The following is a 19199-nucleotide window of genomic DNA, read 5'->3' as shown; positions in this document are numbered from 1 at the left end:
CCGGTATCGCGGGTGCGGCAAATTGGAGCGCATCGCTCGTTCTGAAGCGGCCAGCGCGTCAAACGCCGATCAGGCCGGCTTGGGGAAAACGATGGTGAAGCGCGCACCACCCGAGGCTGAACGGCCCACCGCGATGCTCGCTCCGTGCCGACGGACGATCGAATCGACGAGACTGAGGCCGAGCCCGGCACCATCCGACGACGGAGTGGAGTGATGAAACGGCTCGAAGATCTTCGCTTCTTCGCCGCTCGGGATGCCGGGCCCATCGTCGCTGACCTCGATCATACGGCTCTCCCGTACGGTGATGACGATCCGCCCACGATTGCCGGCGTAGCTGATCGCATTGCGAACGAGGTTGGCCACCGCCCGATAGAGGCTGCCCGGATCCGCGGCGACCATTACCGGCACATCGGGAGCATCGAGCTCCAATCCATACCCGGCGGCGATCGCCAGTGGGGCAAGGTCGCCGACGACTGCCGCTCCGAGCTCGACGAGGTCGACCGGAATGAGCACCGGCTCGGCCAGCGTGAGGCGTTGGACATCGAGCAGCTGGTTGGTCAGCTCTCCCAGCCTGCTCACGTCCGCGAGCAGGCGCTGGCGCTCTTTGAACGGCTCGGCCGTTTCGATACGAGCCAGCAGGACGGCGATGGGCGTGCGCAACTCGTGCGCTGCATCCGCAAGGAAGCGCTCGCGGCGCGAATGGGCTTCGTCGAGCCGTTCCAGCGCTTCGTTGACCGCGTGCACCAGCGTCAGCACCTCCGCCGGCAGGTCGCCCTCGGGGATGCGGATCCCACGCTGGTTGACATCGATGCTGGCCGCCGCCGCCGAGGCGGCGCTCAGCCCGCGCATCTCGAGCCTGATGAAGCGTGGGATGGCGATCGCGCTGGCGATGGCGAGCACGATGAAGGTGGCGATCATCAGCGTCAGGGTCAGCCCCTGGATGATCTCCGGCACGCCCAGCGTGGGACCACCGCCCAGCGCGATCTTCACGGTGCCGCCGGGTAAATCGACCGTGCGGACGAGCATGGTGGGGCTCGTGTCGGGACCGTCGGTCGAGAGCTCCATCATCACCTGCAGGGAAACGATGTCGTTCAACCCGTTGCGAATGGCTTCGGCTTCCTCGGGTAGTGGGCCGAGGCTGACCATCGAACTGCCGTCGGTCGGGACGGCCATGAACCAGAATGCAGGATAGTCCGCGGCCAGCTTTTCAAGCGCGGCCGACGGTGTCAGGGTCAGTTGACCGCCCTCGATGCTCAACGAGCCCTCGATCACCGGCACGACCGAGGGATTGGGGGGATGGACATTACGCGCGCCCGAGGCGATGGGCAGCACGAAGACCGGCAACAGCACGAGGCCGAAGAACAGCCCCAGCGTGATCAGCTGGACCCGGATCATGCGGCGGGTCAGCCTGTGCGCCAGGGGGCGGGTGGCGGGAGCGATCACCTTGTGGCTTTCAGCAGGTAGCCGACGCCCCGCACCGGATGAATCTCGACCTGCGCCCCCGCATCGGCGAGCTTACGGCGCAAGCGTGAGATGTTGGCATCGAGCGAGTTGGACTGAATCTCGTCGTCGGCGCCGTAGACGCTGGCCTCGAGCGTCGTGCGCCGCACCGTCTGGCCGGTGCGGCGAACCAGCGTCTCGAGCACGAGATACTCGCGTCGTGGCAAATCCAGGATAGTGCCGTTCACCTGGATGATGCCTCGCGTGATGTCGAACTCCATATTGGCGACCGTGACCGCCTCGGTCTGCACGTTGGCGGGGCGGCGCAGCAGCGCGCGGATGCGGGCGATCAACTCCTCGATCAGGAAGGGTTTGGCGAGATAGTCGTCCGCACCCTTGTCGAGGCCATGGATGCGATCCGTCGGCTTGCCCAGCGCCGAGATCACGATGACCGGCAGTCCGGGTCGACGCTTTCGGATCAGCGCGAGCAGGGAAATGCCGTCACCGTCGGACAACTGTCGGTCAAGCAGGGCCACGTCGTGCTCGATGAGGGCCACGGCCTCTTCGGCCACCTCGAGCGTTGCAGCGTGATCCACCACATAGCCCTGCTTCTCCAGCGCGCCGCGCAGCATGGAGGCCAGTTCGGGCTCGTCCTCGACCAGCAAAATCCTCATGGCGCCTCCATGCCATGCCACGCGGCCACGAGGCAACGGCATGGCGGCCCTGCGCCAGAGCCGGCATGCCCGCAATGTTCGCGCAATGTTGGTCCCGTCATAGGCTGTGCTTTGCTCGCCAAAGGCACGCAAACCCATTCTCGACAGGACCGTTCCGATGGATCAGCCCGCACCACAGACCAGTGCCGTGAAGCCCGAATGGGCGATGACCCGCAAGGAACAGGAGCGTGAGGCGTTGCGCGCAGCCGGCATCAAGCCGCGCCGTTTCCCGTGGCCGATCGTGATCGGCGTTGTGGTGCTGGGCGCCATCGGCGCCTTCGTCCTGCCGTCCCTGCTGGCACCGCCGCCGGCAGAGCTCCCTGCTCCGGTGACTGCAACACCGGTGACCAAGCAGATACTGAGCATCGACGTGGCAACGGCCGAGCCGCAGACGCTGTCCGAGATATTGAAGGCCACGGGCTCACTGGCGCCTCGGCGACTGGTGTCCATGACCTCCCAGGTCAACGGCACCGTCGAGGACGTGCCGGTGCGCGTCGGCGACCAGGTAAAGGCCGGCGACCTGCTGGTGCAGGTCGATGTCGAGAGCTCCACCATCCAGCTGACCCAGCAGCGTGCCACCGCGGCCGCAACGCGGGCCCAGCTGGCGCAGGCGGAAAGCCAGCTCGAGCGCAGCCTGGGGCTGGCCGAGCGCGGCCTGACACCCGACGCCACCATTGAATCGGAGCGGTCGAGCATCGAGGCGCTCAAGGCCAATCTCGAAGCGCTCGAGGCGGGCGTCGCCTCGGCCGAGATCATGATCCGCAACGCCACGGTCGTCGCTCCCTACGACGGCGTCGTTTCTGCCCGCAGTATCGAGCCTGGCCAGGTGGTCACCGCCGGTGCCGCCCTGGTGCAGATCGTCGACCTGTCCTCGATGGAGCTGACGGCCTTCGTCCCCGTCAGCGCCAGCCCGCGCATCCAGCCGGGCCAGAAGGTATCCCTCTCGGTGGAAGGACTGCCGAGTACCTTCGAGGGTGTCGTGGACGGTATCAGCCCTGTCGCTGTCGAAGGCACCCGCACAGTGCCGGTGCTGGTCAGCGTTGCCAACCCCGACGGCGTATTGCGCGGTGGCATGTTCGCTACCGCCCAGATCGTCGTCGAGCAGAAGGAAAACGCCTTTGCGGTGCCCACCGCCGCCATGCGCCATGACGCCGAGGGCGACCATGTGCTGGTGATTGCCGACGGCACGCTGGAGCGCCGCGCCGTGGATGTAGTGCGCACGTGGAATGCGGGCGCCAGCACCGAGCTTTCCACTGGCCTCGAGGCCGGCACCACCTTCGTCTCGGGCAGGCTCGATGACCTGCAGCCGGGCATGCCGGTCACCGTGCTGGAGAACTGATCGATGTTTCTGACCAAGATCTCCGTCCGGCATCCGGTCTTCGCCACCATGATCATGGTGGCGCTGCTGGTATTCGGCATCTACTCCTATTCTCGCCTGCCTATCGAGCAGATGCCCAATATCGACCTGCCGGTGGTGGCGGTCGTGGTGAGCTACCCCGGCGCCTCGGCCCAGTCGGTCGAGAATGACGTGATCAAGCCGATCGAGGACGCCGTCGCCTCGATCAGCGGCATCGACACGCTGCAGTCCATCGCCCAGCAGAACGCCGCCATGGTCATCATGCTGTTCGACATGGAGGTGAAGTCCACCGAGGCGGTGCAGGAGGTTCGCGACAAGATCTCCCCTATCGAGGCCGACTTGCCCGACAATGCGGGCAAGCCGCAGATTCTGCGCTTCGATCCCAATGCATTGCCGATCCTGTCGCTGGCCATCCGCTCCGACGCCCTGTCGTCGCGTGAGCTGACCCAGCTCGCCGAGGACGTGCTGGTCGACCGGCTGCGCAACATCTCCGGCGTCGGCAGCGCCGACCTCGTGGGCGGCGTGCCCGCCCAGATCGACGTCTTGGTCGACCCGGACCGCCTCGATGCCTTCGGCGTCAGCATGGCCGAGGTCATGACGGCCATCGGACAGAACAATGTCGACATGCCGGCGGGCACCATCACCGAAGGCGCCGTCACACGCGCCATCCAGGTCGAGGGCCGGCTCGAGGATATCGAGGATTTCCGCAACATCATCGTCGCCCGCACCGGCGGACAGGCGGTGCGGCTGGGCGATGTCGCCACCATCACGCAGGGCCAGGGCGACGAGGAAAGCCTTGCCTTCGTCAATGGCGAGCGGGCGCTGGCCATCAACATCATCAAGGTGCAGGGCGCCAACACGGTAGGCGTGGCCGAGGCCGTGCTGCATGAAATCGAGGCGCTGAAAGAGCGCGAGCTTCCTGAAAGCGTAAGCATCGAGGTCGTGGCCAACAATGCCGAGCCGGTCGAGCAGTCCTTCCACACCGTGCAGAACATGATCGTCGAGGGCGCGGCGCTCGCCGTCCTGATCGTGTTCCTGTTCCTCAACTCCTGGCGTTCGACCGTCATCACCGCCCTGACGCTGCCGATCTCGATCATCGGCACGATGACGGTGCTGTTCGCGCTGGGCTTCTCGCTCAACATGATGACGCTGATGGCGCTGTCGCTGTCGGTGGGTATCCTCATCGACGACGCCATCGTAGTGCGCGAGAACATCATGCGGCACCTGCACATGGGCAAGAACCACGTGCAGGCGGCGCTCGACGGCACCAACGAGATCGGCCTCGCCGTGCTGGCGACGACGCTCTCCATCGTCGCCGTGTTCCTGCCCGTGGCCTTCATGGAAGGCATCATGGGCCGGTTCTTCCTGCAGTTCGGCGTCACCGTGTCGGTGGCGGTGCTGATCTCATTGTTCGTGGCCTTCACGCTCGATCCGATGATGTCGTCGGTCTGGTACGATCCCGATTCCGAGCCGGGCGCCAGGCGCGGTCCGATCGGCCGGGCCGTAGCGAAGTTCGACCACTTCTTCGAGTGGCTCTCGGCCGGCTACCGCGCCATGCTGCGCTGGTGCCTGAAGCACCGGGTCACGACGCTGGCCGTGGCCGTGACGATGTTCTTCGGCAGCTTCTTGCTGGTGCCGATGGTCGGCTTCGAAGTGCAGCCGGCTGTCGACAATTCCGAGTTCAACGTCGAGATCGAGACCCCGCAGGGCTCCTCGCTCGACTATACCGGCGCCAAGATCCGGCAGGTCGAAGCGCTGCTGCGCACCATGCCCGAGGTCGAGCGCACCTACGCCACCATCGGTGGCAGCACCGGCGCTTCGAGCGTGAACGCCGGCACCATCGTGGTGGCCCTGGTGCCGCCCGGCGAGCGCGAGCTGATGCCGCATGAGATGACCGGCCAGGTGCGTGAGCTTCTCGCTCAGATTCCTGGGGTCAAGACCATGGTGGGTGTGTCGAGCGGTTTCGGCGGACTGACCAAGCCGGTCCAGATCGTCGCCTATGGCGAGGCCATGGGCACGCTCACCTCGATCACCGATCAGCTGGCAGCCAGAATGGCCGAGATTCCCGGCCTCACCGATATCGAGACGTCGCTGCAGGCGGCGCAGCCGGTGGTGGGCATCCGCGTCAACCGCGACCTTGCCAGCGAGGCGGGCGTGTCGCTGCAGCAGATCGGCGCCGTACTGCAGCCGATGATGAGCGGCGAAGAGGTCAGCGAATGGACCTCGCCGGAGGAAGACACCTACAAGCTGGTCGTCCGGCTACCCGAAGATCAGCGCGACAATGTCGAGCTGCTGACCAACCTGCCGATCGCCCGGTCGAACGCGTCGGTAGTCCGGCTGGGCGATATCGCGACTGTCGAGATGTCGACCGGCCCGGCCCAGATCGACCGCCAGGATCGCACGCGCCAGGTGACTGTCGAGGCCAATATCTCGGGCACCAATATCGGCGACGTGATGCCCGCCATCCAGGCGGCGATCGACGAGATCGAGCTGCCGGCCGGCTACCGGTTCAGCTTCGGCGGCGATGCCGAGCAGCTGGCCGAGATCGGCGGCGCGGCCGGCACGGCGCTGCTGCTGGCCATCATCTTCATCTACCTGGTGCTGGCCAGCCAGTTCGGCAGCTTCATCCAGCCCATCGCCATCATGGCGGCGCTGCCGCTGTCCCTGATCGGTGTGCTGATCGGCCTCCTCATCGGCGGCTCGACGCTCAACATGATGTCGATGATCGGCTTCATCATGCTGATGGGCCTGGTGGTAAAGAACGCCATCCTGCTCGTCGACAACGCCAACCAGCACGTCCGCGAGGGCTGGAACCTCTACGAGGCACTGGTCGAGGCCGGCGGCACGCGTTTCCGCCCGATCGTCATGACGACGCTCGCCATGGTGTTCGGCATGCTGCCGCTTGCCCTGAGTCTCCATGAAGGCTCATCGCAGAACGCCCCGATGGCGCATGCGGTGATCGGTGGCCTCATCAGCTCGACCCTGCTGACTCTGGTCGTGGTGCCGGTGATGCTGACCTATGTCGACGGCTTCGGCCGGATGATGAAGCGGCTGCTCGGCGGCAGGAAGCCGGCGCACCACAGCAGCGCCGATACGCTCGTACATCACCAGTCGCAATGACGGGGGCGCACCGCCAGAAACTGAGCTTTGTCTGTCTTGCCCTGCTCGCCGAACAGCCGGCGAGCGGATACGACATTCGTCGCGCTATCCGCTCGGGCGAACTGCGCCACTATGTGGGACACGGTCAGGCAACGATCTATGCCGTGCTCAAGGATCTGGAAGAGCGAGGACTCGTCGGCTCGACGAGACGTGCCGTCGCCGGGCGGCCGGACCAGAACGTCTTCCACCTGCTGCCGAAAACGCGCGACATGATCACCGCCGATGCGATCGCTCGCGACGATTTCGGCGCAATCCCGATCCTGCTCCGCTTCCGCGATCTCGTAGCGCTTGATGAGATCGTTGCCGTCGTACGCTACCAGCTCTCCTCCGCCGAGAGCGAACCGACACCGGCACTGGCCTCCTGCAGGGCCGGCGACAGCATCAGCCAATGGCAACACGATACCATCGCCAGTTTCCGGCGACTGCGTACCACCGCGCTTGCCGAACTCCTGAACCTGTTGTCGCAGGCACGCGAGCGCGCCTAACCTAAGCCACCACCTTCTCACTCTCGCGGAACGCCATCTCCTCGGCCAGCAGCGCCTTGGCCGCGTCGCTGATGCGGGCCAGCAGCGCCGGGTCGGTGATCGGGTCGAGAAAGGGCAGCAGCGGGCCGGTTTCGGCGATGCCGGCGGCTGCGACCGCCGCATGCAGCACGCGTAGCGGCGAGTACTGGTCGCGCAAGTCCTCGAGCGGCAGGAACTTCTGCCGCAGCGCCTCGGCCTTGGCGACATCGCCGGCCTTCAGCGCCTTGAGCATCGCCTGCGACAGCCCCGGCGCGATGCACACCGACCCCGATGTGAACCCGTTGAGCCCAGTGACCGACAGATGCGCCACGGCCGGCCGCTCGCCCATGCCGGACACCACGAGCTTGCGCTCCACGCGGCCGAGCAGGTCGTCGAGATACGGATCCTTGGTCGGATCGGCGAGCGTGATGGCATATTTGACGGCGCACACAGCGCCGTCCTTCACCAACCCGGCGAGGTCGGCCGGCGTGATGAACTTGCTGTCCTTGATATAGGCGATCAGCGGTCGCCCGAAGCGCTCGGCCAACCGGCGGACGCCGATCGCGACGCCCGCCGAAGTCGCCGGAAACACCAGCGGCAGCAGCATGGCGGTGGGCAGCGCGCTCTCCTTGAGGATCGCCAGCTGGTCTTCCGCCTTGCCGTAGTCCGGCCCCACCGACGGCACGATCCAGCTGCCCTTCGGTGCAACCTCGTCGAGCTGTTCGATCAGCGTTCCGAACTCGCGCACCCCCATATTGTAGAGGTTGGCATTGCCGCCATAGAGCGCCGTCGTCACGCCCCCGGCCTTCAGGTGGGCGAGGATCTGGCGGTTACCCTCCTTGTCGAGCGTGTAGTCGGAACGGCGCGCCAGCGGTGGCACCGAGATGACGGAGCCGGCGAGCAGGTCGGGGGTGAAGGCCGTGGTGGTCATGGTCGTTTCTTCAACTGGTCCGATGCAGGCTCGAGCGCCGCATGCGGGTCTGGAAATAGGGAGCCTCGCCGATCGTCCCCGGCTCGTAGTGGTCAGCGCCGGAATCGACGATGATGTTCATCTTGCTGGGGTATTTTGCGACTTCGTCCTCGACGATGTCGACCCCCAGCCCCGGCACGTCGGGCACCAGCAGATGCCCTTCGACCAGCGTCGGTGTGGGCGTGATCACCGTGTTGCGGCCGGCCCAGTCCAGCTCCAGCTTTTCGAGCAGCAGCGCGTTGGGGATCGTCGCCATCACGTGCAGCGCGGCGAACTCTGCCACCGGCCCGAGCGAGCCCGAGTGCGGCGCCATGGTGATGTAATGCGCCTCCGCCATCGCGGCCATCTTGCGCATCTGGGTGATGCCGCCGGCGCGGCCGGTATCGGGCTGGATCACATCGACCAGCTCGTGCTCGACATAGGGTCGGATGCCCCAGATCGTCGACACGCGTTCGCCCGCCGCGATCGGGATATCCACCGAGTCCCGCACCCGCGCCAGAGCGTCGAGGTTTTCCGGCGCCACCGGGTCCTCGTAGAACAGCAGGTCCGCCCCCTCGAGCTCACGCCCGACCGCGATGGCATCGGCGGTGGTGAACCACGGCGGGCCATGCGCATCGACCATCAGGTCGATATCTGGCCCCACATGCGAGCGCAGGTCGAACACCGCCTCGACATCCTTGTAGGTGACGACACCCGCCTTCAGCCCCTTGTAGCCGAGCGCCAGCAGCTGGTCGGCGCGCTCGCGCGTCTTGGCGTGGCCATAGACCGGGATCCTGTCGCGGAAGCGGCCGCCGAGCAGGTTCCACACTGGCTGGCCCAGAGCCTTGCCCTTGATATCCCACAGCGCCATCTCGATGCCGGTCATGGCGCCACCGCCCACCGTGCCGAGCAGGCCGTGGCCCATGGTGGCGGTGTGCATCTTGTTCCATAAGAGGTCGATATTGCCGGGATCCTGCCCGACAAGCAGATTGGAGAGATCCTTGACCGCCCCCTCGATCACCTTGGGCCAGCCCGAGCACTCGCCCACGCCGTAAATCCCCGCGTCGGTCATCACCTTGACGAACAGCCAGTTGCGCGAGCCGCGAAAGTCGCCCTTCGTCCCGCCGATGGCGTCGTCGGTAACGACATTCGCCAGCGGGCCACCAACCTGCATCAGGTAGGTCCTGATCTCCGTAATCTTCACCTGCCGTAGTCCTCCTAGTTGGCTTCGCGATACCGCAACCGTTCGCGGGTGCCGCGCTGGCTGGGATCAGCCACCGGCACCGCTGACAGCAGGGCGCGCGTGTAATCGTGCTGGGGTTGGGTGCAGACGGTTTCCGTGTCGCCCATCTCGACAACCCGTCCGCGATACATCACCGCGATCCGGTCGCAGAAATAGCGGATCACCGAGATGTCGTGGCTGATCAGGATGAAGCTCAGCTGCAGCCGCTCTTGCAGGTCGAGCAGCAGATCGAGGATCTGCGTCCGCAGGCTCACATCCAGCGCCGAGGTCGCCTCATCGGCGATGATCACCCGCGGGTTGGGTGCGATAGCCCGCGCGATGGAGATGCGCTGCCGCTGCCCGCCCGAGAACGCATGCGGATAGCGCGTCGCTGCCGATGCCGGCAGGCCGACAAGGTCGAGCAGCTCGTTCACCCGCCGACCAACTTCCGGGCCGCGCATCAGATTACTGGCCACCAACGGCTCTGCGATGATCTCGCCCACGGTCATGCGCGGATTGAGCGAGGCGAACGGGTCCTGGAACACCATGCGGATATCGCGCCAGGGCTGCTTCAGCTGGCTGTCGCGCAGCGGCCCCAGGTCGATGGTGTTGCCGTCCTTGCCCTTGTAGAGGATCTCGCCCGAGGTGATCGAATAGACCCGCTGCAGGCAGCGCCCGAGCGTCGTCTTGCCCGAACCGCTCTCGCCGACGATGCCGAGATTTTCTCCCGCCCTGAGTTCGAGCTCGGCGTCGTTGACCGCAACGAGGATATCCTTCTTCAGCCCAAGGAAGCCCTTGGGCAGCGGGAACTCCTTGCGCACCTTATTGGACACCAGCAGCGGCTCGCCGATACCACGCTCGGCCCGCATCTGCAGCCGCCGCTCTGACGGCCTGTCGAGCTCGCGCACCGCCTGCAGCAGCCGCTGGGTATAAGCATGCTGCGGCGCGTCGAAGATCTGGTGCACGCTGCCGCTTTCGACCACCTTGCCGTAGCGCATCACCGCGATGTCGTCGGCAATCTCGGCAACCACGCCCATATCGTGGGTGATGAACAGCACCGCCATGTCGCTCGAGGCCTGCAGCGATTTGATCAGCGCCAGGATCTCGGCCTGGATGGTCACATCGAGCGCCGTGGTCGGCTCGTCGGCGATCAGCACATAGGGGTTGCAGGCGAGTGCCATGGCGATCATGGCGCGCTGCCGCATGCCGCCGGAGTACTCGAACGGATAGCGGTCGATCGCCTGCTCGGGCTTTGAAATCTCCACCTTGCGCAGCAATTCGAGCGTACGGTCACGCGCCTCCTTCTTCGAGACATTCTCGTGCACGCGGATCACTTCGCCGACCTGGTCGCCGATCCGGTGCACCGGCGACAGCGAGCTCATCGGCTCCTGGAAGATCATCGCAATGTCGCGTCCGCGAATATCGCGGATAGTCTGCGAGCGCGGATCGAGCCGCACCAGGTCGATGGGTCCGTGCACGGTGTTGCCGCGGCTGTCGCGGTGCTTGTTGAGAATGATCTCGCCGGCCGCGATCCGGCCCGGCTTCTCGACGATCTGCAGGATCGAGCGCGCCATCACGCTCTTGCCCGATCCGCTTTCGCCCACCACGCACAAGGTCTTGCCGGCCTGCAGCGACAGGCTGACATCGTCGACGGCACGGAAGGCACCCTGCCGGCTCTCGAACTGCGTGACGAGGTTCCTGACCTCAAGCAGCGGTGCTTTGTCGTCGGCCATGTCAGCGACCCTCGTTGGCATAGGGGTCGGCGGCATCGCGAAGACCATCGCCGAGGAAGTTGAGGGCCAGCACGGCAAGGCACACCGCCCCGCCGGGGATGAACAGCCACGGCGCCTGCGCGATCGAGCGAACGTTCTGCGCCTCTTTCAGCAGCACGCCCCACGAGATGGTCGGCGGCATCAGCCCGAGCCCGAGGAAGGACAGCGCCGTCTCGGCGATGATCATGGCCGGGATCGCCAGCGTCACCGAGGCGATGATGTGGCTGAACATCGAGGGCATCATGTGCCGGAAGATCACGCGCCCCTGGCTGCCGCCATCGAGCCGCGCCGCGGTAACGAAGTCCTCGGTGCGGAGCGCGAGGAACCGACCGCGCACGACGCGCGCCAGCTCCGTCCAGCCGACCAGCGACAGGATCACCGTGATCGAGAAGTAGCGCATCAATGGCGGCCAGTCCTGCGGCAGCGCCGCGCTCAGCCCTAGCCAGATCGGGATGGTCGGCAGCGACAGGATCAGCTCGACCAGTCGCTGCACCACCATGTCGATGGTGCCGCCATAGTAGCCGGACAGGCCACCCAGGATCAGCCCGATGATCAGGCTCAGCGTCACCCCAAGCAGACCGATGGACATCGAGATACGCGTGCCGTGCACGGTGCGACTGAACACGTCGCGACCGAGCCGGTCGGCCCCGAACAGGTAGAAGCGCTCTCTCGGATTCTCCGTGGTCAGCAGCCGGCGGTTGCCGTCGATCAGCCCCCACATCGAGTAGTCCGAACCCTCGCCGAAGAAGCTGAGATAAATCTTGCGGCTCTCGTCCGGCGCGTAGCTCGATTGCAGCGTCAGCGGATCGCGTGTCACCTTCAGGGCATAGACGAACGGCCGGATCGTCCAGCTGCCATCCTCGGCCGTGTCGATGAAATGGATGCCCTGCGGCGGATGGTACAGGTCCTTGGATGCGGTCGAATTCGGATCGAAGGGTGCAAGGAACTCGGCGAAGATGCCGACCAGCGCGAACAGCAGCACCACCACGGCGCTGACCAGCGCCAGCTTGTGGCGGCGGAAGGCGCGCCAGGTCAGCACCCACTGGTTGGCCTGAGCGTCGGGCGAAAGGTCTGCGGCGCGGGGATCTGCAACAGCTGCCATCATCTCACCTGAACCGGATACGCGGATCGACGAGGGCAAGCAGGATGTCGGACACCAGCATGCCGATGATCGAGAAGCAGCAGAGCAGCAGGATGAACGCTCCGGCCAGGTACATGTCCTGAGCCAGCAGCGCCTGCAGCAGCAGCGGGCCGGAGGTCGGCAGCGCCAGCACATAGGCGGTGATCACCGCACCCGAAATCAGCTGCGGGAAGGCCCAGCCGATGGTCGACACGAACGGGTTCAGCGCCAGCCGCACCGGATACTTCATGATCAGGTTGAACTCGCTGAGTCCCTTGGCCCGCGCCGTGGTCACATAGGGCTTGTTGAGCTCGTCGAGCAGGTTGGCCCGCATGATGCGGATCAGCCCCGCGACCGTGCTCGTCCCGAGGATGATGACCGGAATCCACATATGGGCGAGGAGATTGAGGAACTTGTCCCAGCTCCACGGCGCCTCGCGATATTCGGGCGAGAACAGGCCAGAAACGTCGGCGCCGAAATAGACCACGGCGATGTACATGAGGACGAGCGCGATCAGGAAGTTCGGCACCGCGAGGCCGACGAAACCGACGACCGAAGCCACATAGTCGCCGATCGAATATTTCCGTACCGCCGAATAGATGCCGATCGGCAGCGCCACGCCCCACGCAAAGATCAGCGTCGAGATCTCGAGCGCGAAGCTCAGGCCGAGCCGTTCCCAGATCAGCCCCGCCACTGGCTGCTGCCATTCGAACGAGATGCCGAAATCGCCCACCAGCACGCCGCTGATCCAACGGAAATACTGTATGATGAAAGGCTGATCGAGACCGTAGCGCTCGCGCAATGCCTCGAGCCGTACCTCGTCGACAACGTCGCCAGACTGCGACAGCGTCTGCGCAAAGGTCGTCACATAGTCGCCCGGCGGCAGCGTGATCAGCGCGAAGGCAACGATCGAGGCCGCGAACATGAACGGGATCGCCCAGAGCGTTCGCCGGATAATGTAGTTGAGCAGCATATGCCCTGCCCTGCTGGAGCCTGGGAGGCACGGGGCCGAGTTGGCCCCGTGCGCACGGTGGTGGTGCTACTGCTTGTAGTACCAGGTCTGCGGCAGCACCGGCGCCGGCGTCGGCCAGAACCAGCTATTGACCATGGTCTCAGGCACGTTGCCGAGGTTGTTCTTGGCAATGCCGTAGGTCACCGCCGCCTTGGCGACGCCCATCACCTCGAACTGGTCGGCGGCGATCTGGGCGATCTCCATGAGCAGCTTGCGGCGTTCTTCCGGATCGCCCGTGCTGCGCGACTGGTCGTAGAGCGCGATACGCTGCTTGACGGTTTCGGGCGGTTCCTCGCCCTCCTTGCCGCCGGTATTGTACCACTGGCTCCACGGGATGCCCCAGCGTGCATCGTGGTGGATCGGCACCAGCTGCTGCGGCACGCCCACCAGTTGCACGCCACCACCACCCCAGACGGCGGCGTCATGGTCGTTGGCCTGCGACGTGCGTTCGAAGAAGAACGTGCGCTCGAGCGAATTCACGTCCATGTCGACGCCCAGATCAGCCCATTGCTGTTCGATCATTTCGAGGATGTCGACGAAGTCCGGGTTGAGCGACGGGATCACGTCGATCAGGAATTTCACCGGTCGCCCGTCCGACATACGACGGATGCCGTCATCGCCGCGGGTGAGGCCAAGGCCGTCGAGCAGCGCGTTGGCCTGGTCCGGATCGAACTCGGTATACTGGGTGCTCAGTTGCTCGTTGTAGAACGGAGATCCCTCGAAGTCGCCCTGCTGCCAGGGCTCGCTCGAGCCGAGCAGCACGGTATCGATGATCTCCTGCCGGTTCATCCCGATGGACAGCGCGACACGGAAGTCCTTCTGGTTGAACAACTCGCGGAACACCGGGTCCTTATGCGCGAGGTTGAGGTTGATCATGATGTGCTGGCCGCCGCCCGGGTCGGCAGCGAACATGCGGTAATTGCCGCGCTCGCGGTTCTCGGCAATCACCGGCCGGTTGGCCGCCGCATCGATGTGGCGCAGGCCGAAGTCGATATTGCCGCCGATCACCGACAGCATCAGGCTTTCGACGTCCTGCGACACGTCCGAGGACAGCGTGTTGATGTAGGGCAGCTGGTTGCCCTCGGTATCGACCTGCCAGAAATAGGGGTTGCGCTCGAGCGTGACGAGCGTCGCGCCGCCCGTGTACGGGCTCTTGATGACCCATGGATCGAGTGTAGGCTTCTCCGCATTGCCCCAGCGTGCCGGGATTTCGATGTCGCCGCACTTCTGCAGGAACAGCGTCTGCCAGTCGGCCGCGCCGGCTGCAGTCATCGCTGCCGTCAGGTCCGGCGTATATGTCGGATGAAACTGCTGGCAGTAGTGCTTGGCGTAGAGCACCGGATGCTGGCCCAGCGGGGTCGCCAGCTCGTTCAGGAACTCGCCATAAGGCTTCTTGAACGCGAACTTGACGGTGTGGTCGTCGATCTTTTCCACCGTCATCGGCTCGCCATCCGACATGTAGCGCGGATGCGTCGGCGCGAATTCCTGGTTGCGGATCAGGTCATCGACGTTGAACAGCACGTCATCGGCGGTGAACGGCACACCGTCCGACCACTTCAGGCCCTGCCGCAGGTAGAAGGTATATTCGGTGGCGTCGGCATTCACCTCCCAGCGCTCCGCCACGTTCGGGATTACTGCGGTGAACTCGGGATTCCAGCGCACGAGACCCTGGTTGCCGACCATGCGCAGGATGTGGTTGTGATCCGAGCTGCCACGCAGGCCGTAGCGGATCACGCCGCCATAGGTGCCAACCTCATTGAGCGGCGTCACCACTTCGGGATTGGCCGGCAGGCGTTCCGCGACAGGCGGCAATGTCCCGGCTGCCACCGCGGCCGCCAGTTCCGGCGCTTCCTTGTAGTCAAGCGCCCAGGCCGCCGACGCAAGCGTCAGCATGGCCACCATGCCGCCAGTGATGGCGGGCAAGAGTTTTACCATGGTCTCCTCCTCCCTCGGTAAACTTTACAAGTCTTTTCAAGCTGTCAAAGCACTGTCAAGAGCAGCCCTCCGAGCTGCGAACACTCCTGAGACAACCATAACCCGCTCATTTTCAGCGTTTTTCTGCCAATGAGTAAAGCCTCATCGTCGACGAAACGCCTCATCGGCGCCTCGCCCTACTTATAACTTCTTACAAGTCACTCCCTCTTATGCGGAACACGGCTCCTCTCCGCGTCCCGAACGATCGTCAGACGTAGGCGTAGGACCCATCGGGCCGCTTGGGCACCCGGCGCTCCCAGTGGACGTACTGGTCGGTCGAGATGAACTCGAGGTCGATGTCGACGCCCCAGCCGGGACGATCCTCGCGCAGCTCGAGATAGCCATCGACCGGCAGATACGGATCGACGACGTAACGGCTCGAGTCGGTCTTCTTTTGAAGCTCGGTACCGCCGTAGATGTAGTTGTCGCCGTCCGGCAGCCGGTACTCGAGAATGGTGAAGTTGTGCGTCGCGGCGGCGAAGTGCAGATTCACGGCCGTCGCCAGTGGCCCCATCGGGTTGTGCGGCGCCACCGTCACGTAATGCGCCTCGGCAATCGTCGCGATGCGGCGCATCTCGGTAATACCGCCGACCACACAGATGTCGGGCTGGATCAGGTCGGCTCCCTTGGCCTGCAGCAGCCGCAGGAACTCGAAGCGATTGTAGAGCGACTCGCCCGTCGCGAGCCGGCATTGCAGCCCTTGCTTCAGCTCGCCCCAGGCATCGATATTCTCCGGCCGCAACGGTTCCTCGAGGAACAGCGGATCATACGGCGCCAGCGCGTTGCCGAGTTGTCGCGCCTGCACGGGCTCGAAGATGCGCGCATGCGCATCGAAGGCGATTTCGTAAGCCGGATCAGCCGCTTCGCGCAGCTGTCGGAAATACTCCGCGCTCGCCCGAACCACCTCGCCCCACCGATTGGCGTGCATGTCGTTACGCCACGGGCTGAGCTTGAAGGCCTTGAAACCCCAGTTCGTGTTGAGTTCGTCCAACGCCTCGACAGCCAGCGGCACATCGGGCGCCGTATAGACGCCGTTGTAGACCTTGATCCGGTCGCGCACCTTGCCGCCCAGCAGCTGGTAGACCGGCACCCCCAACGCCTTGGCCGCGATGTCCCACAGCGCATGGTCGATGGCCGAGATCGCCGACAGCCCCATCGCCCCCGGCGGGAAGCGCGACTGCACGATCAGATAATTCGTCAGATACTCGACCCGCATGGGGTCCTGCCCGGCCAGGAACCCGGCATAGTAGTCGAGGATAGGCGGCAGGCCGCGGTCCGGCCCATGGTTGTAGCACTCGCCCCAACCGGTGATGCCATCATCGGTGTCGAGCGCTACCAGTACGCGCGGCCGGTCCTTGTCGCGGGTCATGAACACCCGCATCCGATCGATCTTCATTATGCCCCTCGCCTACGCCGGTGCGCGGCGGTTCCCCCACCAATCCCGGCCGTTTGAGTCAGAAGGCTTACATGTTCACCAGCAACATACAAGTATTGACATGCTGGTAGCGGAGTGGCACGCGGTAGGAACGCGACCAGCCGGGCCGAGCGCCCGATGCCGCCTCTTGGGAGGAGCAGGCGGTACAGCTGGGAGCATTTGCCGAAACAATCCCAACGAACGCCTTCATGTCCTCATCTCCCGCCTTAGCCCGCGACGATGCCCAGCCCCTCCGGCTGAGCACCACCATCTACGACGGCATCCTTGCCATGATTACCCGCGGCGACTTCGCGCCCAACGCGCGGCTGCCGTCCGAAGCCCGGCTGTGCCAGATGTTCAGCGCCTCCCGTCCCGTAGTGCGCGAGGCCCTGGCGCGGCTCAAGGAAGACGGCATCGTCGTGTCACGCCAGGGCTCCGGCTCTTACGTGCGCCGCCAGCCCGACCCCTCTATCCTCGAACTCGCGCCCATCGGCACCTTGGGCGACTTGCAGCGGTGCTTCGAGTTCCGCGCCAACACCGAACCTTCGGCCGCCGGCCTCGCCGCCCTGCGCTGGGAGCAGGACGACATCGACCGGATCGACGCCGCCATGGATGTACTCGAGCGCTGCATCGCGGACGGCTTCATCGGCGCGGAGGAAGATGCCGACCTGCACGAGAGCATCGCCGAAGCCACGCACAACAACTACCACCGCCTCGTGCAGCGCATGCTGCGGCCGCATGTGCTGGCCGGCATGAACGTATCGCGCAACCTCACGCTACGGCGTCCGCACGATCGGTTGCGCGAAGTCCAGGACGAGCATGTCGTCGTGGTCGAGGCTATCCGCCGCCGCGACGTGGACACCGCCACCAGCGCCATGCGCACCCACATCCTCAACGCCCGGCACCGCATGTTCGAGGGCGTGAACACGTGAGAACGAGAGGCAGATGGCCGATATAGCTCAGCTTTCCATCGCCATCACCGGCGGGTCCGGTCGGGTTGCGACCGCGATGCGCAAGATCCTCTCCCCGCAGGTCAAGCACGTGCGGATCGTCGACATCGTCGAGCCCGCCTCACTGGCCGCCAACGAGTCCTTCATGCGCGCCGACCTCACCCGGCTGGACGAGGCCGTGGTGGCGATGCAGGGCATGGACGGGGTCATCCATCTCGCCGGCATTCCGAGCGAGAAGGCCCTCACCGATATGGTGCAGGCCAATGTGATCGGCACCAGCCATCTTTACGAGGCGGCCCGCCAGGCAGGTGTGCCGCGCGTCGTACTCGGCTCAAGCAACCACGCCACCGGCTTCTATCCGCGCGATGTCGTCGTCTCGACCGACGCGCCCATGCGGCCCGACAGCATATACGGGCTCACCAAATGCTGGGGCGAACTGGTTGCCAGCATGTACTACGACAAGCACGGCGTCCGCAGCCTGATCGTCCGCATCGGCAATGCGCAGGACATGCCGCGCGCTCCGCGCTCGCTGAATGTCTGGATCAGCCCCGGCGATTTCACCCGGCTTTGCATCATCGGCCTCACGCACCCCGATGTCGACGTGAAGACCGTGTTCGGTGTGTCAGCCGGCGGCGGCACCTGGTGGGACAATTCCGAAGCCGAAAAACTGGGCTACGTCCCGCGCGACATGATCCGCGACTTTGCGCATCCGGACGCCTTCAAGCCGGTACCCGCCGATGCCAACCCGGTCGGCGAGTATTTTCAGGGCGCGACCTTCTGTACCTACGACCACGACGGAATTATCCGTCGCCGCTAGCTCGCCTGAGGCTGGCCGGAAATCTGACATTCACCGTCTGACGAGGCCAGCACCGTCGGAACGGAGCAAAGGGGAATAGAGATGGACGAGACCGTTCGCAGCAAGCTCAGGGACGTATCGACACCGACGCTCACCTCGGTACTGATGAAGCATGGCTTCCGCAACACCTTCATCGGCGGCGTCCATCTGCTCAATCCCGACGCACCGCGCATGGTCGGCCCGGCCTTCACCCTGCGCTACATCCCGGCGCGCGAGGATCTCGATAAATCCAGCGCCTTCGAGGGCCGCAAGCACCCGCAGCGCATCGCCATCGAAACTTGCCCAGAAGGCCATGTGCTGGTGATCGACAGCCGCAAGGATGCGTCGGCGGCATCAGCCGGCGGCATCCTCGTCACCCGCCTGTTCCAGCGCGGCGCGGCCGGCATCGTCACCGATGGCGGTTTTCGCGATAGCCCCGACATCGCCAGGCTACCCTTCCCTGCCTATCACAGCCGCCCCAGCGCCCCGACCAACTTGATCCGCCATCACGCTCTCGACGTGAACCAGCCGATCGGCTGTGGCGACGTGCCGGTCTATCCAGGCGATATCCTGGTTGGCGACGCCGAAGGCATCGTGGTCATCCCCCAGCACATCGCGGCGGAAGTCGCCGACGAGGCGTGGGAGCAGACCCAGTTCGAGGATTATGTGATGGAACGCGTCGCCGCTGGTGCCAGCACCCACGGCCTCTATCCGCCCGAGGACGATGCCCGCGCAGATTACGCCAAATGGCGCGCCGCACGCGTTCCGGCTGAATAGCC

Annotated in this window: 15 protein-coding genes; 6 read left to right on the top strand and 9 right to left on the bottom strand. The window is 65.1% G+C overall.

Annotated elements, in window-relative coordinates; translation table 11 throughout:
• Window positions 1-69: 69 nt before the first annotated feature.
• Window positions 70-1395 (bottom strand): sensor histidine kinase, encoded by a 1326-nt coding sequence (locus AC3A6I_RS19810; RefSeq protein ID WP_487545591.1) that lies wholly within the window; start codon window positions 1393-1395, stop codon window positions 70-72.
• A gap of 44 nt (window positions 1396-1439) precedes the next feature.
• Complete coding sequence (locus AC3A6I_RS19805) at window positions 1440-2114, bottom strand: response regulator transcription factor (protein WP_487545590.1); 675 nt, start codon at window positions 2112-2114, stop codon at window positions 1440-1442.
• Window positions 2115-2271: 157 nt separating this feature from the next.
• On the opposite strand from AC3A6I_RS19805, the gene AC3A6I_RS19800 reads away from it, so the two are divergent.
• From AC3A6I_RS19800 to AC3A6I_RS19790, 3 genes are read left to right on the top strand one after another with little or no spacing between them, the layout of a single operon-like run.
• Window positions 2272-3492, top strand: a complete 1221-nt coding sequence (locus AC3A6I_RS19800; protein WP_487545589.1) for an efflux RND transporter periplasmic adaptor subunit — start codon at window positions 2272-2274, stop codon at window positions 3490-3492.
• A 3-nt stretch (window positions 3493-3495) separates the two neighbouring features.
• Window positions 3496-6630, top strand: a complete 3135-nt coding sequence (locus tag AC3A6I_RS19795) for an efflux RND transporter permease subunit (RefSeq protein WP_487545588.1) — start codon at window positions 3496-3498, stop codon at window positions 6628-6630.
• Window positions 6627-7154 carry a PadR family transcriptional regulator gene (locus AC3A6I_RS19790; RefSeq protein WP_487545587.1) on the top strand — a complete coding sequence of 176 codons (528 nt, stop codon included), beginning with the start codon at window positions 6627-6629 and terminating at the stop codon, window positions 7152-7154. The genes AC3A6I_RS19795 and AC3A6I_RS19790 overlap by 4 nt, the downstream gene beginning before the upstream one ends.
• Before the next feature lies 1 nt (window position 7155).
• Here the strand turns inward: AC3A6I_RS19790 and AC3A6I_RS19785 are convergent, their stop codons facing one another.
• The 7 genes from AC3A6I_RS19785 to AC3A6I_RS19755 all read right to left on the bottom strand — a co-directional run bounded on the left by AC3A6I_RS19785 (window position 7156) and on the right by AC3A6I_RS19755 (window position 16617).
• Complete coding sequence (locus AC3A6I_RS19785) at window positions 7156-8103, bottom strand: dihydrodipicolinate synthase family protein (protein ID WP_487545586.1); 948 nt, start codon at window positions 8101-8103, stop codon at window positions 7156-7158.
• 10 nt (window positions 8104-8113) lie between these two features.
• Complete coding sequence (locus AC3A6I_RS19780; protein WP_487545585.1) at window positions 8114-9325, bottom strand: mandelate racemase/muconate lactonizing enzyme family protein; 1212 nt, start codon at window positions 9323-9325, stop codon at window positions 8114-8116.
• Between the two features lie 14 nt (window positions 9326-9339).
• Window positions 9340-11076 carry a dipeptide ABC transporter ATP-binding protein gene (locus tag AC3A6I_RS19775; protein ID WP_487545584.1) on the bottom strand — a complete coding sequence of 579 codons (1737 nt, stop codon included), beginning with the start codon at window positions 11074-11076 and terminating at the stop codon, window positions 9340-9342.
• A gap of 1 nt (window position 11077) precedes the next feature.
• Window positions 11078-12217: an ABC transporter permease gene (locus AC3A6I_RS19770; RefSeq protein ID WP_487545583.1), complete on the bottom strand. Its 1140-nt coding sequence runs from the start codon at window positions 12215-12217 to the stop codon at window positions 11078-11080.
• Window positions 12218-12221: 4 nt separating this feature from the next.
• Window positions 12222-13205, bottom strand: coding sequence for an ABC transporter permease (locus AC3A6I_RS19765; protein ID WP_487545686.1), 984 nt, complete (start codon window positions 13203-13205; stop codon window positions 12222-12224).
• 69 nt (window positions 13206-13274) lie between these two features.
• The gene (locus AC3A6I_RS19760; RefSeq protein ID WP_487545582.1) at window positions 13275-15182 is read right to left on the bottom strand and encodes an ABC transporter substrate-binding protein; all 1908 of its coding nucleotides are present in this window, start codon (window positions 15180-15182) and stop codon (window positions 13275-13277) included.
• A 247-nt stretch (window positions 15183-15429) separates the two neighbouring features.
• Window positions 15430-16617: a mandelate racemase/muconate lactonizing enzyme family protein gene (locus tag AC3A6I_RS19755; RefSeq protein ID WP_487545581.1), complete on the bottom strand. Its 1188-nt coding sequence runs from the start codon at window positions 16615-16617 to the stop codon at window positions 15430-15432.
• Between the two features lie 227 nt (window positions 16618-16844).
• Between AC3A6I_RS19755 and AC3A6I_RS19750 the strand changes: the two genes are divergently transcribed.
• From AC3A6I_RS19750 to AC3A6I_RS19740, 3 genes are all read left to right on the top strand, one after another.
• The gene (locus tag AC3A6I_RS19750; RefSeq protein ID WP_487545580.1) at window positions 16845-17567 is read left to right on the top strand and encodes a FadR/GntR family transcriptional regulator; all 723 of its coding nucleotides are present in this window, start codon (window positions 16845-16847) and stop codon (window positions 17565-17567) included.
• A 13-nt stretch (window positions 17568-17580) separates the two neighbouring features.
• Window positions 17581-18402 carry an NAD-dependent epimerase/dehydratase family protein gene (locus AC3A6I_RS19745; protein WP_487545579.1) on the top strand — a complete coding sequence of 274 codons (822 nt, stop codon included), beginning with the start codon at window positions 17581-17583 and terminating at the stop codon, window positions 18400-18402.
• An 81-nt stretch (window positions 18403-18483) separates the two neighbouring features.
• Window positions 18484-19197: a ribonuclease activity regulator RraA gene (locus tag AC3A6I_RS19740; RefSeq protein WP_487545578.1), complete on the top strand. Its 714-nt coding sequence runs from the start codon at window positions 18484-18486 to the stop codon at window positions 19195-19197.
• Window positions 19198-19199: the final 2 nt, after the last annotated feature.

It is taken from the genome of Devosia sp. Soil_C_22 (genome assembly GCF_057657195.1).
The sequence above is the reverse complement of the archived record's forward strand: the minus strand, read 5'-3'. Positions and strand labels throughout refer to the sequence as shown.